The 12,917-nt window shown below is 63.7% G+C and carries 17 protein-coding genes; 16 read left to right on the top strand and 1 reads right to left on the bottom strand.

Annotated features, from left to right (window positions below):
- The first annotated feature begins 70 nt into the window (after positions 1–70).
- The 14 genes from rpsH (at position 71) to AC1DT2_RS07315 (ending at position 9,216) form a co-directional block, all read left to right on the top strand.
- Positions 71–466 carry a 30S ribosomal protein S8 gene (gene rpsH, locus AC1DT2_RS07380; RefSeq protein ID WP_063570887.1) on the top strand — a complete coding sequence of 132 codons (396 nt, stop codon included), beginning with the start codon at positions 71–73 and terminating at the stop codon, positions 464–466.
- A gap of 10 nt (positions 467–476) precedes the next feature.
- Entirely contained in the window at positions 477–1,004 is a 528-nt protein-coding gene (gene rplF, locus AC1DT2_RS07375) for a 50S ribosomal protein L6 (protein WP_063570888.1), read from the top strand.
- Between the two features lie 29 nt (positions 1,005–1,033).
- Positions 1,034–1,384 carry a 50S ribosomal protein L18 gene (gene rplR, locus AC1DT2_RS07370; RefSeq protein WP_063570889.1) on the top strand — a complete coding sequence of 117 codons (351 nt, stop codon included), beginning with the start codon at positions 1,034–1,036 and terminating at the stop codon, positions 1,382–1,384.
- Between the two features lie 130 nt (positions 1,385–1,514).
- A complete protein-coding gene (gene rpsE / locus AC1DT2_RS07365) occupies positions 1,515–2,024 on the top strand; it encodes a 30S ribosomal protein S5 (RefSeq protein WP_046967240.1) in 510 nt (169 codons plus the stop codon).
- Positions 2,017–2,220 (top strand): 50S ribosomal protein L30, encoded by a 204-nt coding sequence (gene rpmD, locus AC1DT2_RS07360; protein ID WP_063570890.1) that lies wholly within the window; start codon positions 2,017–2,019, stop codon positions 2,218–2,220. Before rpsE ends, rpmD begins: the two co-directional genes overlap by 8 nt.
- A 5-nt stretch (positions 2,221–2,225) precedes the next feature.
- Positions 2,226–2,657 (top strand): 50S ribosomal protein L15, encoded by a 432-nt coding sequence (gene rplO / locus AC1DT2_RS07355; RefSeq protein WP_063570891.1) that lies wholly within the window; start codon positions 2,226–2,228, stop codon positions 2,655–2,657.
- Between the two features lie 4 nt (positions 2,658–2,661).
- Positions 2,662–3,981, top strand: a complete 1,320-nt coding sequence (secY, locus tag AC1DT2_RS07350) for a preprotein translocase subunit SecY (protein ID WP_046967237.1) — start codon at positions 2,662–2,664, stop codon at positions 3,979–3,981.
- 125 nt (positions 3,982–4,106) lie between these two features.
- Positions 4,107–4,463, top strand: a complete 357-nt coding sequence (gene rpsM / locus AC1DT2_RS07345; RefSeq protein ID WP_046967236.1) for a 30S ribosomal protein S13 — start codon at positions 4,107–4,109, stop codon at positions 4,461–4,463.
- A gap of 12 nt (positions 4,464–4,475) precedes the next feature.
- Positions 4,476–4,862 (top strand): 30S ribosomal protein S11, encoded by a 387-nt coding sequence (gene rpsK, locus AC1DT2_RS07340; protein WP_007513384.1) that lies wholly within the window; start codon positions 4,476–4,478, stop codon positions 4,860–4,862.
- A gap of 11 nt (positions 4,863–4,873) precedes the next feature.
- The gene (gene rpsD / locus AC1DT2_RS07335; protein WP_046967235.1) at positions 4,874–5,500 is read left to right on the top strand and encodes a 30S ribosomal protein S4; all 627 of its coding nucleotides are present in this window, start codon (positions 4,874–4,876) and stop codon (positions 5,498–5,500) included.
- A gap of 16 nt (positions 5,501–5,516) precedes the next feature.
- The gene (locus AC1DT2_RS07330; RefSeq protein ID WP_036115434.1) at positions 5,517–6,515 is read left to right on the top strand and encodes a DNA-directed RNA polymerase subunit alpha; all 999 of its coding nucleotides are present in this window, start codon (positions 5,517–5,519) and stop codon (positions 6,513–6,515) included.
- 208 nt (positions 6,516–6,723) lie between these two features.
- Entirely contained in the window at positions 6,724–7,110 is a 387-nt protein-coding gene (gene rplQ, locus AC1DT2_RS07325; RefSeq protein WP_063570892.1) for a 50S ribosomal protein L17, read from the top strand.
- A 196-nt stretch (positions 7,111–7,306) separates the two neighbouring features.
- The gene (locus tag AC1DT2_RS07320; protein WP_477295531.1) at positions 7,307–7,798 is read left to right on the top strand and encodes a disulfide bond formation protein B; all 492 of its coding nucleotides are present in this window, start codon (positions 7,307–7,309) and stop codon (positions 7,796–7,798) included.
- Positions 7,799–7,842: 44 nt separating this feature from the next.
- The gene (locus tag AC1DT2_RS07315) at positions 7,843–9,216 is read left to right on the top strand and encodes a class II 3-deoxy-7-phosphoheptulonate synthase (RefSeq protein ID WP_477295529.1); all 1,374 of its coding nucleotides are present in this window, start codon (positions 7,843–7,845) and stop codon (positions 9,214–9,216) included.
- A gap of 808 nt (positions 9,217–10,024) precedes the next feature.
- Here AC1DT2_RS07315 and queG read toward each other — a convergent pair.
- Positions 10,025–11,101, bottom strand: coding sequence for a tRNA epoxyqueuosine(34) reductase QueG (gene queG, locus AC1DT2_RS07310; protein ID WP_477295527.1), 1,077 nt, complete (start codon positions 11,099–11,101; stop codon positions 10,025–10,027).
- A gap of 35 nt (positions 11,102–11,136) precedes the next feature.
- Here queG and AC1DT2_RS07305 point away from each other — a divergent pair, with 35 nt between their 5' ends.
- Together AC1DT2_RS07305 and tsaE are read left to right on the top strand one after the other, a co-directional pair.
- Complete coding sequence (locus AC1DT2_RS07305; protein WP_477295525.1) at positions 11,137–12,609, top strand: NAD(P)H-hydrate dehydratase; 1,473 nt, start codon at positions 11,137–11,139, stop codon at positions 12,607–12,609.
- The coding region (tsaE, locus tag AC1DT2_RS07300) for a tRNA (adenosine(37)-N6)-threonylcarbamoyltransferase complex ATPase subunit type 1 TsaE (protein ID WP_477295523.1) at positions 12,606–12,917 on the top strand (312 nt) is incomplete at its 3' end. The genes AC1DT2_RS07305 and tsaE, both read left to right, overlap by 4 nt.

Below are 12,917 nucleotides of genomic sequence, written 5' to 3'. Positions count from 1 at the left end.
ACTTCTGTCGGCTTTACAATTTAAAGATCTCCGGTAATTCGGATATCGGTGCACTCTCAAGGGTTTTCTTATGAGCATGACTGATCCCATCGCCGATCTGTTTACGCGCATCCGTAATGGCCAGGCATCTGGCAAAGCGGTTGTTCGTATGCCGTCGTCGAAAATGAAGCTGGCCCTCGCGCAGCTCCTGCAGAAAGAGGGTTATATCCTCGACGCCCGTTCCGCTGATGAAGCGGGCAAGCCGGTGCTCGAGATCAAGCTGAAGTACTTCGAGGGTCTCCCGGCCATCGAAACCATCTCCCGTGTCAGCCGTTCCGGTCTCCGCGTTTACCGCGGCAAGGACGAGCTGCCGAAGGTCCTCGGCGGCCTGGGCATCTCCATCATCTCGACTTCCGCCGGTCTCCTGACCGACGCTCAGGCCCGTGCTAAGGGTCTTGGCGGCGAAGTCATCGGCCAGGTGGCGTAAGGAGTCCCGTATGTCACGTGTAGCCAAGTTGCCTATCAATCTCCCCAAGGGCGTCGAGATCTCGATCGCCAACGGTACCGTCTCCGTCAAGGGCCCGAAGGGCACGCTGACGACCCATGAACTGCCGGGCGTTACGTTCCAGCAGGACAATGGCGTCGCCACCGTCGTTCTCGCCGAGGGCGCCGACGACAAGTTCGGTGGTACGGCTCGCGCCGTTGTCGCCAACATGGTCCAGGGTGTCACCGCCGGTTTCGAGAAGAAGCTCGAGCTGGTCGGCGTCGGTTACCGCGCACAGCTTGCCGGCAAGGCCGTCAACCTCTCGCTCGGTTTCTCGCACCCGGTCGTCTTCGAGGCGCCGGAAGGCATCACCATCGAAGTCCCGACGCAGACCGAAATCCTGATCAAGGGCGCTGACAAGCAGCTCGTGGGTCAGACGGCGGCGAAGATCCGTGCGTTCCGTTCGCCGGAGCCTTACAAGGGCAAGGGCGTCCGTTATGCGGGCGAGAAGATCATCCTGAAGGAAGCCAAGAAGGCCTAATCGGTCTATCCGCTTTCTGGAGTAATACGATGAACAAGAACGATTCCCGCCTGCGCCGCGCCAAGTCGACCCGCTCTCACATCCGTGAGCTCGCGGTCCACCGCCTGAGCGTGCACCGCACCGGTCAGCACATCTACGCCCAGGTGTTCGCACCGAACGGTACTGTCGTGGCAGCCGCCTCGACCGTGCAGTCCGCGGTTGCCGAAGGTCTGAAGGGTACGAAGAACATGGAAGCCGCGACCACCGTCGGCCGCATCGTTGCCGAGCGCGCCAAGGCCGCCGGTATCGAGGCAGTCGCGTTCGATCGCTCGGGTTTCCGTTACCACGGTCGCATCAAGGCTCTCGCCGATGCAGCCCGTGAAGCCGGCCTCAAGTTCTAAGAGGCGTCAGGCAACGACATCGGTCCCTCGGGGCCGATGTCGCCCGATTTAGCTCCTACAACTCCAAGCGGCGACCGAGCCGTAAACAGAAGTCCCGGCTAACTATCATTCCGGGCTATCAGGAAAAGAGATGTCCTCGACAGATCGCGAAAATTCGGACGGCATGCTTGAAAAGCTTATCGCCGTCAACCGCGTGGCCAAGACCGTCAAGGGTGGCCGCCAGATGAGCTTCACCGCGCTGACCGTTGTTGGCGACGGCGAAGGCCGCGTCGGTTTTGGTTATGGCAAGGCACGTGAAGTGCCGGTCGCCATTTCCAAGGCTATGGAACGCGCCCGTCGCAACATGGTCACGATTGAACTGAACCAGGGCACGCTGTGGTACGCCATCAAGGCTAACCACGGTGCGGCTCGCGTCTACATGCAGCCCGCTTCCCAGGGTACCGGCGTCATCGCCGGCGGCGCCATGCGCGCTGTCCTCGAAGTGGTCGGTGTGAAGGACGTGCTCGCCAAGGCCGTCGGCTCGCGCAACCCAATTAACCTCGTCCGCGCGACGATCAAGGGTCTGCAGGCCGTCGCATCGCCGAAGCGCATCGCCGCCAAGCGTGGCAAGACGATCGAAGAGGTCCTCGGCAATGGCTAAGAACACCGAAACCGCCGCTGGCGGTACCGTCCGCGTCCGCCTGGTCAAGGGCCTGCGCGGTGTGCAGGGTCGTCATCGTTTGAGTGTGAAGGCCCTGGGCCTGAGCCACATCAATGATGTGCGCGAACTGAAGGATAGCCCGCAGGTCCGTGGCCTTATCAATAAGGTCTACTACCTGGTTCGGGTCGAGGAGTAAGAATCATGCGTCTTAACGATCTACGTCCCGGTAAGGGCGCCCGCAAGTCCCGCACCCGCGTCGCTCGCGGTATTGGTTCCGGCCTCGGCAAGACTGCTGGCCGCGGCCATAAGGGTCAGCATGCACGTGCCGGTGGCACGCATCGCTACGGTTTCGAAGGCGGCCAGATGCCGCTGCAGCGTCGCCTTCCGAAGGTGGGCTTCCGCTCGCTGAAGAAGCGCGACACCGAAGAAGTGCGTCTGTACCAGCTGGCTGCCTTGAAGGTCGACACGATCGATCTGATCGCTCTCCACGCTGCCGGTCTCGTGACCAGCCGCGCGAAGAAGGTCAAGATTGTCCTCAAGGGTGAAATCACCCGCGCGATCAAGCTCACGGGCGTGCTTGCGACGGCCGGCGCCAAGGCGGCTATCGAAGCCGCCGGCGGCAGCGTGGAGTAATCAGGTGGCAGCAGCGCAGGGCACAACGCTCGGCTCGCTGGGCAAACTGACGGAACTTCGTCAGCGCATCTTCTTCTTGATTGGTGCGCTGGTGGTCTTCCGCCTCGGTTCGTTCATTCCCGTTCCGGGCGTGAATCCTGAGGCGATGACCAGCCTGGTTGAGGGTGGCGGCGGTCTGTTGAACATGGTCAACATGTTCTCGGGCGGCTCGCTTTCCCGATTCTCGGTGTTCGCTCTCGGTGTGGTGCCGTATATCTCGGCGTCGATCGTGGTGCAGATGATGGGCTCGGTCATTCCGTCGCTCATGGCTCTGCGCAAGGAAGGCGAGTCGGGTCGTCGCAAGATGACCATGTACACGCGCTTCGGCACGGTTGGCCTGGCGGCATTTCAGGCGTTCGGCATCGCGGTTGCCCTGCAGAAGCAGGTCGGCGCGAGCGGTCCGGTGGTCTATATGCCCGGTGCGGGCTTCGTCATGGCATCCGTCGTCGGTCTCACCGCCGGCACGATGTTCCTGATGTGGCTCGGCGAGCAGATCACGGAGCGCGGTATCGGCAACGGCATTTCGATGCTGATCTTCGCCGGTATCGTGGCCGGTCTCCCGGGTGCCATCGCGCACACGCTGACCATGGCGAACAACGGAGAGCTGTCGGTTCTGAAGCTGCTCATGGTGACCGCGCTGATCCTGGCGGTAACCGCTTTCGTGGTGTTCATGGAGCGCGCTCAACGGCGTATCACCGTGAACTACGCGAAGCAGGGCAGTCAGCGCCAGTTCCAGCGCCAGACTTCGCACCTGCCGCTGAAGATCAATATGGCGGGCGTCATTCCGCCGATCTTCGCGACCAGCCTCTTGCTCTTCCCCGCGACTGCGGCGACCTGGTTCGGCACTGCCCACCAGTCGCGTTGGTTGCAGTGGTTGACCACGGCGTTGAGCCCGGGTGAGCCGGTGCACGACATCGTGTTCGCGGTGCTGGTGATCGGGTTCGCCTTCTTCTACACGGCGATCGTGTTCAACTCGCAGGAAACGGCCGATAACCTCAAGCGTTCGGGCGCGTTGATTCCGGGCATCCGTCCGGGTCGCGCCACGGCAGACTACATCGATGGCGTCATGACCCGGCTTACCGGTGTTGGCGCGGTTTACATCGTCCTGGTCTGCCTGGTGCCCACGTTCATGCAGAACGCCTGGCACGTTCCGTTCTATTTCGGCGGCACTTCGCTGCTGATCGTGGTGGTGGTGGTGATGGACTTTACGGCTCAGGTCCAGGCCCATCTCGTCAGCCACCAGTACGAGAGTCTGCTCAAGAAGTCCAATCTCCGTCGCAGCTGAGACGCGGCAGAGACCCCCAAGTAGGGGAGGCCTTGGCGCCCAGCGCCGCAGGACTTCCCGTTTAGGTTAATTCAGGTTAGAATTGCGCGTTTACCGCGCACGAAACGCATCGGAGACAGTACATCATGGCGCGCATCGCGGGTGTCAATTTGCCGGTCCAGAAGCATGTCTGGGTCGGCCTGCAGAGCATTTATGGAATCGGCCGTTCGCGGGCGAAGAAGGTTTGCGTCGACTCGGGCGTGGTTCCGACCACTCCCATCAAGTCGCTTAGCGAAGGTGAGGTCGAGAAGATCCGCGCCGAGATCGCCAAGTACACGGTCGAGGGCGATCTTCGCCGCGAGATCGGTATGGCGGTCAAGCGTCTGATGGACCTCGGTTGCTATCGTGGCCTGCGCCACCGTCGCGGCCTGCCGGTGCGCGGCCAGCGCACGCGTACCAACGCCCGTACCCGCAAGGGTCCGCGTCGTCCGATCAAGAAGTAACGGATACCGATTATGGCTAAGCCGGTTAAAACCAAGAAGAAGATCAAGCGCGTTGTCACGGATGCCGTGGCCCACGTGCAGGCTTCTTTCAACAACACCATCGTCACGATCACCGATCGCCAGGGCAATGCCCTGTCGTGGGCGACTGCAGGCGGCGCGGGTTTCCGCGGCTCCCGTAAGTCGACCCCGTTCGCCGCTCAGGTGGCAGCCGAAAAGGCTGGCCGCGCTGCTGGCGACTACGGTGTGAAGACCGTGGAAGTTCGCATCAAGGGCCCCGGCCCGGGCCGTGAGTCGGCCGTGCGTTCGCTGAATGCGTTGGGCTACAAAGTGCTCAACATTATTGACGTCACGCCGATTCCGCATAACGGCTGCCGTCCCCCCAAGAAGCGTCGCGTCTAAGGAGCATACCCATGGCCCGTTATCGTGGAGCTACCTGCAAACTTGCGCGTCGTGAAGGTGCCGACCTCGGTCTGAAGAGCCCGGCCCGCGCGCTTGATTCCAAGTGCAAGCTCGAGAACAAACCCGGTCAGCATGGCGCAAACAAGCGCGCCCGTCTGTCCGACTACGCCGTCCAGCTGCGTGAAAAGCAGAAGGTCAAGCGCATCTACGGTGTGCTCGAGCGTCAGTTCAGCAACTACTACACCAAGGCTTCGACCCAGAAGGGCAATACGGGTGAAAACCTGCTTCGCCTCCTGGAAAGCCGTCTCGACAACGTCGTGTTCCGCATGGGTTTCGCGGTTACCCGCGCCCAGGCTCGTCAGCTCGTGGCTCACAAGTCCGTGACGGTCAATGGCAAGAAGGTCAACGTGCCTTCCTACCACGTCCGTCCGGGCGACGAAGTCTCGCTGACCGAAAAGGCTCGCGGTCAGCTGCGCGTCCAGGAAGCGGCGACGGTCTTTGACACGATGGACCTTCGTCCGTCGTGGGTCGAGGTCGACAGCAAGAAGTTCGCAGGCACGTTCAAGGCTGTGCCGGATCGCGGTGATCTGCCGGCCGACATCAACGAAGCCCTGATCGTCGAGCTTTACTCGAAGTAATTCACCGGAGCCTTGCATGGCAGTTTCGTCAACTAGTGTGCTGCGGCCTCGTGGCCTCAGCGTCGAGCAGCTTGGAGCGAACCGCGCTAAGGTGGTGGTCGAGCCGCTCGAGCGTGGCTTTGGTCACACCCTGGGCAACGCGCTGCGTCGCGTGCTGCTCTCTTCGATCCCGGGCAGCGCCATCGTCGAGGTCGAAATCGACGGCGTGCTGCACGAGTACACAACGCTTGAGGGTTTGCAGGAGGACGTGATCGAAGTCCTGCTGAACCTCAAGGATGTTGCCATCCGCCAGCACAGTGGTGACGAAGTCACCCTGACGCTGTCGAAGAAGGGCAAAGGCGTGGTCACCGCAGGCGACATCGCGGTCGACCATTCCGTAGAAATCGTCAACCCGGACCACGTGATCTGCCACCTCACCAAGGATGTGGCACTGAACATGCGTCTGAAGGTGCGTCGCGGCGTCGGCTACCAGCCGGCCAGCGCGCGCCAGCATCCGGATGACGAGACGCGGCCGATCGGCCGTCTGCAGCTCGACGCGTCGTTCGCGCCGGTCCTGCGCGTGGCTTACGAAGTGGACGCCGCTCGTGTCGAGCAGCGCACCAACCTCGACAAGCTCGTGCTGGATATCGAGACGAACGGCACGATCGGTGCTGAAGACGCTGTCCGCAAGGCGGCTGAAATCATCAACGATCAGCTGTCGGTTTTCGGCGATTTCTCGCGCCGCGAGAGCGATTCGACCAAGGCGGAGAAGGGCGGGTTCGATCCGCTCCTGCTGCGTCCGATCGACGATCTCGAACTGACGGTCCGTTCGGCGAACTGCCTCAAGGCCGAAAGCATCTACTACATCGGCGACCTGGTCCAGAAGACCGAAGTCGAGCTGTTGAAGACGCCGAACCTGGGCAAGAAGTCGCTGACGGAAATCAAGGATGTGCTGGGCGGGCGTGGTCTCGCTCTCGGCATGAAGCTCGAAAACTGGCCGCCGCCGGGGCTTTCCCACGGTATGCAGCTGGGCTGATTCAAACGGGGCGATCGCTTTTCGATCGCCCCGATTCTTTGCGCCATCCGGCGGATGCCTCGCGCATTTCCACCGGAAGTACAGAACGGTCCATAGAGACCGTGCTCTTAATAACGGGGCGTTTTGACAGCCTCGAATAGCGGGTAACCGCGGGAAGTCGCTTCATTCTGACGACTTTTCCTAACAATAGACCTAGAGAGTAAACGCCATGCGCCACCAGAAATCCGGTCGCAAGCTCAACCGCACGAGCAGCCACCGCGAAGCGATGTTCAAGAACATGGCTTCGTCGCTGATCAAGCACGAGCTTATCCGTACCACCCTTCCCAAGGCGAAGGAACTCCGTCGCGTCGCAGAGCCGCTCATCACGCTCTCCAAGACCGATGGCGTTGCCAACCGCCGCCTCGCTTTCGCGCGTCTGCGCGATAAAGAGGCTGTCGGCAAGCTCTTCGTCGAGCTCGGTCCTCGCTACCGCGAGCGTCCCGGCGGCTACCTGCGCATCCTCAAGTGCGGCTTCCGTCCCGGCGATCATGCGCCGATGGCGTATGTCGAACTCGTGGATCGCCCGGCCAAGACCGAAGCGGTCGACGCCGAGTAAGCCCTGGCGGGCCGATTCGAACGAACCCCGGCAGGGAGACCTGCCGGGGTTTTTTCGTTTCGGGGCGGCGACCGGGGATTTGCGGTAATTCTTACGCAAGCCATTGATCCATGGTTACAAAAGAAACTTTACGCAGTTGCTGACAAGCACGTGCACAAAGGGTTAACGTGGGCGTTCCCCACCGCATATCGCCTCTATGAACCTCTCGTTCCGCGGTCGCTATCTCGCCGGTTTCGTTGTTTGTGTTGCCCTCATGGCGTTCGCGCTCTATGCGCAGTACGTGATGCTCCTGGACCCGTGCCCGCTGTGCATCTTCCAGCGTATCGCCGTGTGCACCATGGGCCTGTTCTTCCTGGTCGGTGGCCTGCACGCACCGCGCAGGGTGGGTGTTCGCGGCGTTTACGCCGTCCTGATCACGCTGGGTGGACTCTGGGGCATCGCCACGGCCGGCCGGCATCTGTGGCTGCAGTCGCTTCCCGCCGCGGATGTGCCGGCGTGCGGACCGGGTCTCGGCTATCTGTTCGACGCTTTTCCGTTCACGAAGATGCTCAAGTTGGCGTTCACCGGTTCCGGTGAGTGCGCGAAGATCGAGCCCATCCTCGGCATCCCGATGCCCGGGTGGACGCTGTTCTGGTTCATCGTGCTGACCGTCTGGGCGCTTGTCGCCGTCCGTCGCACCGTCCGTTGATTTCCCCGCGCCGCCCAAGGCGCATACACGAAGGCACCGCCGTCATGCAGCACTCCCTCAAAGCCGTAGCACCCTCGTCCCTCGACTGGACGCCGGGTTCGTGGCGGTCGAGGACCGCCCTCCAGCAGCCGAGCTACGACGACGCCAGCGAACTCGGTCGCGCGCTCGAGCAGCTCGGTCAGCTGCCGCCACTGGTCACTTCCTGGGAGATCCTCGCGCTGAAGCAGCGCATCGCCGAGGCCCAGGATGGCGAGCGCTTCCTGCTCCAGGGCGGCGACTGTGCGGAGAGCTTCGCGGACTGCAACAGCCCGATCATTTCCAATCGACTGAAGGTGCTGCTGCAGATGAGCCTTGTGCTCGTCCACGGCCTGAAGAAGCCCGTGATCCGTGTTGGCCGTTTCGCCGGCCAGTACGCCAAGCCGCGTTCGGCCGACAGCGAAACACGGGAGGGCGTGACCTTGCCGGCGTTTCGCGGCGACCTGGTGAACAGTCCGGAGTTCACACCGGAAGCCCGTCGCGCGGATCCGAATCGCCTGATCAAGGCGCATGCGCGTTCGGCGATGACGATGAATTTCGTGCGGGCATTGATCGACGGTGGTTTTGCCGACCTGCACCACCCGGAATACTGGGATCTCGCCTGGGTCGAGCATTCGCCGCTGGCCGCCGAATACCGCCGCATGGTCGCCAGCATCGGCGATTCGCTGCGCTTCATGGAGACGCTCGCGGGCCAGTCGATCTCGAGCTATTCGCGCGTGGATTTCTACACGTCTCATGAGGCCCTCCTGCTGCATTACGAGGAAGCGCTTACGCGGCAGGTCCCGCGTCAGGATGGTTGGTTCAACCTGTCGACGCACTTCCCGTGGATCGGCATGCGGACCGCGGCGCTCGATGGCGCTCACACCGAGTACTTCCGTGGCATTCGCAATCCCATCGCGGTGAAAGTCGGGCCGACGGTTCAGGCGGATGACCTGCTTCGTCTTATCGATGTGCTCAACCCGAACGAAGAGCCCGGCCGTCTTACGCTCATCCATCGCATGGGCAACGACAAGATCGGCACGCATCTGCAGCCGCTGCTCGAGGCGGTGAAGCGGGAAGGTCGCCGTGTGCTGTGGGTGGCCGATCCGATGCATGGCAATACCGAGAGCACCACCAATGGCTACAAGACCCGTCGCTTCGCCAACATCGCCGGCGAACTCGACCAGGCTTTCGATATCCATGCTGCCGCGGGCACCCGCCTTGGTGGCGTGCATCTCGAACTCACTGGCGAAGACGTGACCGAGTGCCTCGGTGGCGCCCGCGATCTGGTCGAGGGCGACCTCGATCGCGCGTACCGTTCCATGGTCGATCCGCGCCTGAACTATGAGCAGTCACTCGAAATGGCGATGCTGATCGTGCGCAAGTCGGGTGGCATGGTTTGAACCTCTCGTACATGGCGTAACCAAGCCCGGCCTTGTGCCGGGTTTTTTTTTAGCCCGCTGCGCAAGCTCATGCTGCCTTTGTAGGAGCCGATTCATCGGCGAAAGGACGGTCGCTGCGCGCCCCATGCAACCAGCGGCGTTCGCCGCCTCACGCTTGCGGGGGCGTTGGGAGCCGCGAGGGGCAAGGCCCTTGGGGCCGCGGCGCGGCTCTTCGAGACGGGCCGTAGCTCCTCTGTCGCATTCCATGTGGACTGAGCGGCCCTCAGCTTAGGCGTCCCCAAGGGCCTTGCCCCTCGCGGCACTGAACGTCGAGGTTTCGTGTGGTCGAGCACACCGCCCGCAAGTCGCAGCGCCGCTCTTGTAGGAGCCGATTCATCGGCGAACCCTCAGCGGTGACGTCGCGAACGAGGCATTGCGTCGCATCGTGCAGGCGTTCAACCGCTCGCCCAATCACCACAAGGCCTCGTTCGCAAACCCGACAACCCGAGGGTTCGCCGCTGAAGCGGCTCCTACGACAACAGTGCAGCGACGTGTGTGCGGCAGTCATGCGATGCATGGAGACGAAGCGGCGTTCCGCATTTGCCGCACGTAACCTCAACGTCCGGTGTCGCGGTCGGGTTGGCCCTTGGGGCCGCTTAAGCTGAGGGCCGCTCAGTTTCCGTGCAAGCGAGAGCGCCACCTACGGCCCGTCTCGAAGAGCCGCGCCGCGGCCCCAAGGGCCAACCCGACCGCGACTCCCACGACAGCACGCGCGCTAGGCGGCGAACGCCGCTGAAGACATGAGCCGCGCAGCGGCTATCCCCAAAAACTACGACCCCGCCCGCAACGCATGTTGCGCACGCGCCCAGGCCACATGCTCGCGTACCACCTCCGACGGGTCGTCGGCGCGTGCGTTTAGTGCGGCGAGAATCTCGCCGCTCGTCGGTGCGTTGCCTAGGCCGACGGCGAGATTGCGTAACCAACCTTCGTAACCCGTGCGACGGATCGCCATGCCTTCGGTGCGTGCAAGGAACTCCGCTTCGCTCCACGCGAAGAGGTCGACGAGCTTAGGGCCGTCGAGGCTGTGGCGTGGGGCGAAGTCGGGCTCCGTCGCTTCCTGGGCGAACTTGTTCCAGGGACAGATCAGCTGGCAGTCATCGCAGCCGAAGATGCGGTTGCCGATGGGCACGCGCAGCGCTTCGGGAATGCTGCCCTTGAGTTCGATGGTGAGATAGGAAATGCACTTTCGCGCGTCGAGGCGGTACGGTGCGACGATCGCCTGGGTGGGGCAGATATCGATGCACTTGCGGCAGCTGCCACAGTGCGCCGTGGCCGGTTTGTCCACGGGCAGGGGGAGATCCGTGTACAGCTCGCCAAGGAAGAAATATGAGCCCGCGCGTTTGTTGATCAACACCGTGTGCTTGCCGATCCAGCCGAGCCCTGCGTTGCGGGCGAGAGCCTTCTCCAGCACCGGAGCGGAATCGACGTAGGCACGGTAGCCAAAGTCGCCGATCCGCTCACCGATCCGCGCCGCCAGTTTCTGCAGGCGGTTTCGCATGACCTTGTGATAGTCGCGACCGAGCGCGTAGCGGGCGACGTACGCCTTGTCGCCATCGTTGATCACGTCCCACGCATTCGCGGTGCCGGGCGGGATGTAGTCCATGCGTACGGACACGACGCGGAGTGTTCCGGGCTCGAGTTCGGCGGGGCGACTGCGGCGCGTGCCATGGCGCGACATGTACTCCATCTCGCCGTGATGACCATCCGCGAGCCACCGCTCCAGGTAGGCCTCATCGTTGCCAAGGTCGGTGCCGGAGATGCCCACGTCGGCAAACCCGAGCTCGCGCGCCCATGCCCTGATGTCGGTGGCAAGGGCGGTGTAGTCGATGGCGGGCGAGGCGGGCATACGTGCATTCTACTTGCCCCTTCTATAATCCCCCGATGACCGCACCCACCCTCGGTACCGCTCTCTTCACTTCGGCGCAGGCCCGCGCGACAGACCAGCGCGCGACGGCCGAGCTCGGCGTCCCCGGCCTGGAGCTGATGACGCGCGCCGCGGCGGCGGCCTTCGCCATGCTGCAGCGCCGCTGGCCGGGTGCCCGGCGCCTGCGGGTGGTCTGCGGCGCGGGAAACAACGGTGGCGACGGCTACCTCGTGGCACGCGACGCACGTCTGGCAGGCTTGTCCGTCGATCTGGTCGCCCTGGGCGAACCTAAGGGCGGCGACGCCTCGCAGGCGCGCGATGCTTTCGTCGCGGCGGGCGGACGTTGCGCCGCCTTTTCCGACTGGACCCGTCTTCCCATCGCTGACGTCTTCGTCGACGCGATCTACGGCACGGGCCTGAATCGGGCGCCGGAGGGTGAGGCCCACGACGCGATCGAAGCCATGAACGCCGTCGGCACGCCCATCCTCGCCCTCGATATTCCCTCCGGGCTTTCAGCCGACACAGGGGCGATGCCCGGCGTGGCCGTGCGCGCCGAGGCGACCGCGACCTTCATCGTGCAGAAGCGCGGGCTGCATACCTTTCACTGCGAAGTCGCGGGCGTGATCGAGCTTCACGCCCTCGGACTGCCGGATTCGGTCCTCGACACGCCTGACTCACGTCTCCTGTTGCCCGCCCATCTGCACTCGCGGCCGCGCGAGTCGAACAAGGGGACGAACGGTCACGTGCTTGCCATCGGTGGCGACCACGGCACTGGCGGAGCCGTGCGCATGGCCGCTGAAGCCGCGCTGCGTACGGGTGCTGGCCTGGTCAGCGTGGCCACGCGCGAGGAGAACGTGCTGGCGATGAATGCCGCGCGGCCGGAATTGATGGCCCATGGTGTCAATGGCCCGCAGGCCTTGCAGCCGATGCTGGAGAAGGCCTCCGTGCTGGCCCTGGGTCCCGGCCTGGGCCAGGCCGCCTGGGGCCACGCGCTTTGGACCACCGCGCTCGATGCCGGGCTGCCGACCGTGCTCGACGCCGACGGGCTCAACCTGCTGCGTGCCGAGGAGCGCCCATTGCCTCGTACCGTCGTGCTTACGCCGCACCCTGGGGAGGCAGGTCGCCTGCTCGGCATCGACACCCAGGCGGTTCAGGCCGACCGTTTCGCCGCCGTCCGCGAGATGGCCCGGCGCTACAAGGCTGTCGTGGTGCTCAAGGGTAATGGGAGCCTGATCGCTTCACCGACGGGCGAGGTCTCCGTGTGCCCCTGGGGTAATCCAGGCATGGCCAGCGGTGGCATGGGCGACACCCTCACCGGGATTATCGCGGCGCTTCTGGGGCAGGGTTGCGATGCTTACGAGGCGGCCTGCCTCGGCGTGGGGCTGCATGCCCGCGCTGGCGACGCGGCGGCACGCGCCGGTGAGCGGGGGCTGCTCGCAGGGGACCTGCTCGAGCCGCTGCGTCGCCTTGTCAACGGGTTGGATGCATGAGCGCCGAGGTGGAGCTGATCCTCGCGGACGAGGAGGCCACCATGGCCCTGGGTCGTCGCCTCGCGGCGAATCTGCCAGCCGACGGCCTCGTGGCCTTCCTCTACGGCGACCTCGGTGCAGGCAAGACGACGTTCGCCCGCGCCTTTCTTCGCGCGCTCGGTGTGGGCGAGCGTGTGAAGAGCCCGACTTACAGTCTCGTCGAGGGTTACGACCTCGGTGAGCGCCAGGCCTTCCACCTGGATCTTTATCGCATTGCCGATCCGGGCGAGCTGGAGTGGCTTGGCCTGGACAGCCTCGCCGAGCCGGGG

Source organism: Luteibacter sp. P4_E6 (genome assembly GCF_056401535.1).
Note: the sequence above shows the minus strand (reverse complement) of the source record. Positions and strands in the feature narration are given on the sequence as shown.

What these genes read in the sequence shown, in the direction of transcription:
- rpsH (WP_063570887.1), top strand. Translation starts at nt 71, where the DNA reads ATGAGCATGACTGATCCCATCGCCGATCTGTTTACGCGCATCCGTAAT.
- rplF (WP_063570888.1), top strand. Translation starts at nt 477, where the DNA reads ATGTCACGTGTAGCCAAGTTGCCTATCAATCTCCCCAAGGGCGTCGAG.
- rplR (WP_063570889.1), top strand. Translation starts at nt 1,034, where the DNA reads ATGAACAAGAACGATTCCCGCCTGCGCCGCGCCAAGTCGACCCGCTCT.
- rpsE (WP_046967240.1), top strand. Translation starts at nt 1,515, where the DNA reads ATGTCCTCGACAGATCGCGAAAATTCGGACGGCATGCTTGAAAAGCTT.
- rpmD (WP_063570890.1), top strand. Translation starts at nt 2,017, where the DNA reads ATGGCTAAGAACACCGAAACCGCCGCTGGCGGTACCGTCCGCGTCCGC.
- rplO (WP_063570891.1), top strand. Translation starts at nt 2,226, where the DNA reads ATGCGTCTTAACGATCTACGTCCCGGTAAGGGCGCCCGCAAGTCCCGC.
- rpsM (WP_046967236.1), top strand. Translation starts at nt 4,107, where the DNA reads ATGGCGCGCATCGCGGGTGTCAATTTGCCGGTCCAGAAGCATGTCTGG.
- rpsK (WP_007513384.1), top strand. Translation starts at nt 4,476, where the DNA reads ATGGCTAAGCCGGTTAAAACCAAGAAGAAGATCAAGCGCGTTGTCACG.
- rpsD (WP_046967235.1), top strand. Translation starts at nt 4,874, where the DNA reads ATGGCCCGTTATCGTGGAGCTACCTGCAAACTTGCGCGTCGTGAAGGT.
- AC1DT2_RS07330 (WP_036115434.1), top strand. Translation starts at nt 5,517, where the DNA reads ATGGCAGTTTCGTCAACTAGTGTGCTGCGGCCTCGTGGCCTCAGCGTC.
- rplQ (WP_063570892.1), top strand. Translation starts at nt 6,724, where the DNA reads ATGCGCCACCAGAAATCCGGTCGCAAGCTCAACCGCACGAGCAGCCAC.
- AC1DT2_RS07320 (WP_477295531.1), top strand. Translation starts at nt 7,307, where the DNA reads ATGAACCTCTCGTTCCGCGGTCGCTATCTCGCCGGTTTCGTTGTTTGT.
- AC1DT2_RS07315 (WP_477295529.1), top strand. Translation starts at nt 7,843, where the DNA reads ATGCAGCACTCCCTCAAAGCCGTAGCACCCTCGTCCCTCGACTGGACG.
- queG (WP_477295527.1), bottom strand. Translation starts at nt 11,101, where the DNA reads ATGCCCGCCTCGCCCGCCATCGACTACACCGCCCTTGCCACCGACATC.
- AC1DT2_RS07305 (WP_477295525.1), top strand. Translation starts at nt 11,137, where the DNA reads ATGACCGCACCCACCCTCGGTACCGCTCTCTTCACTTCGGCGCAGGCC.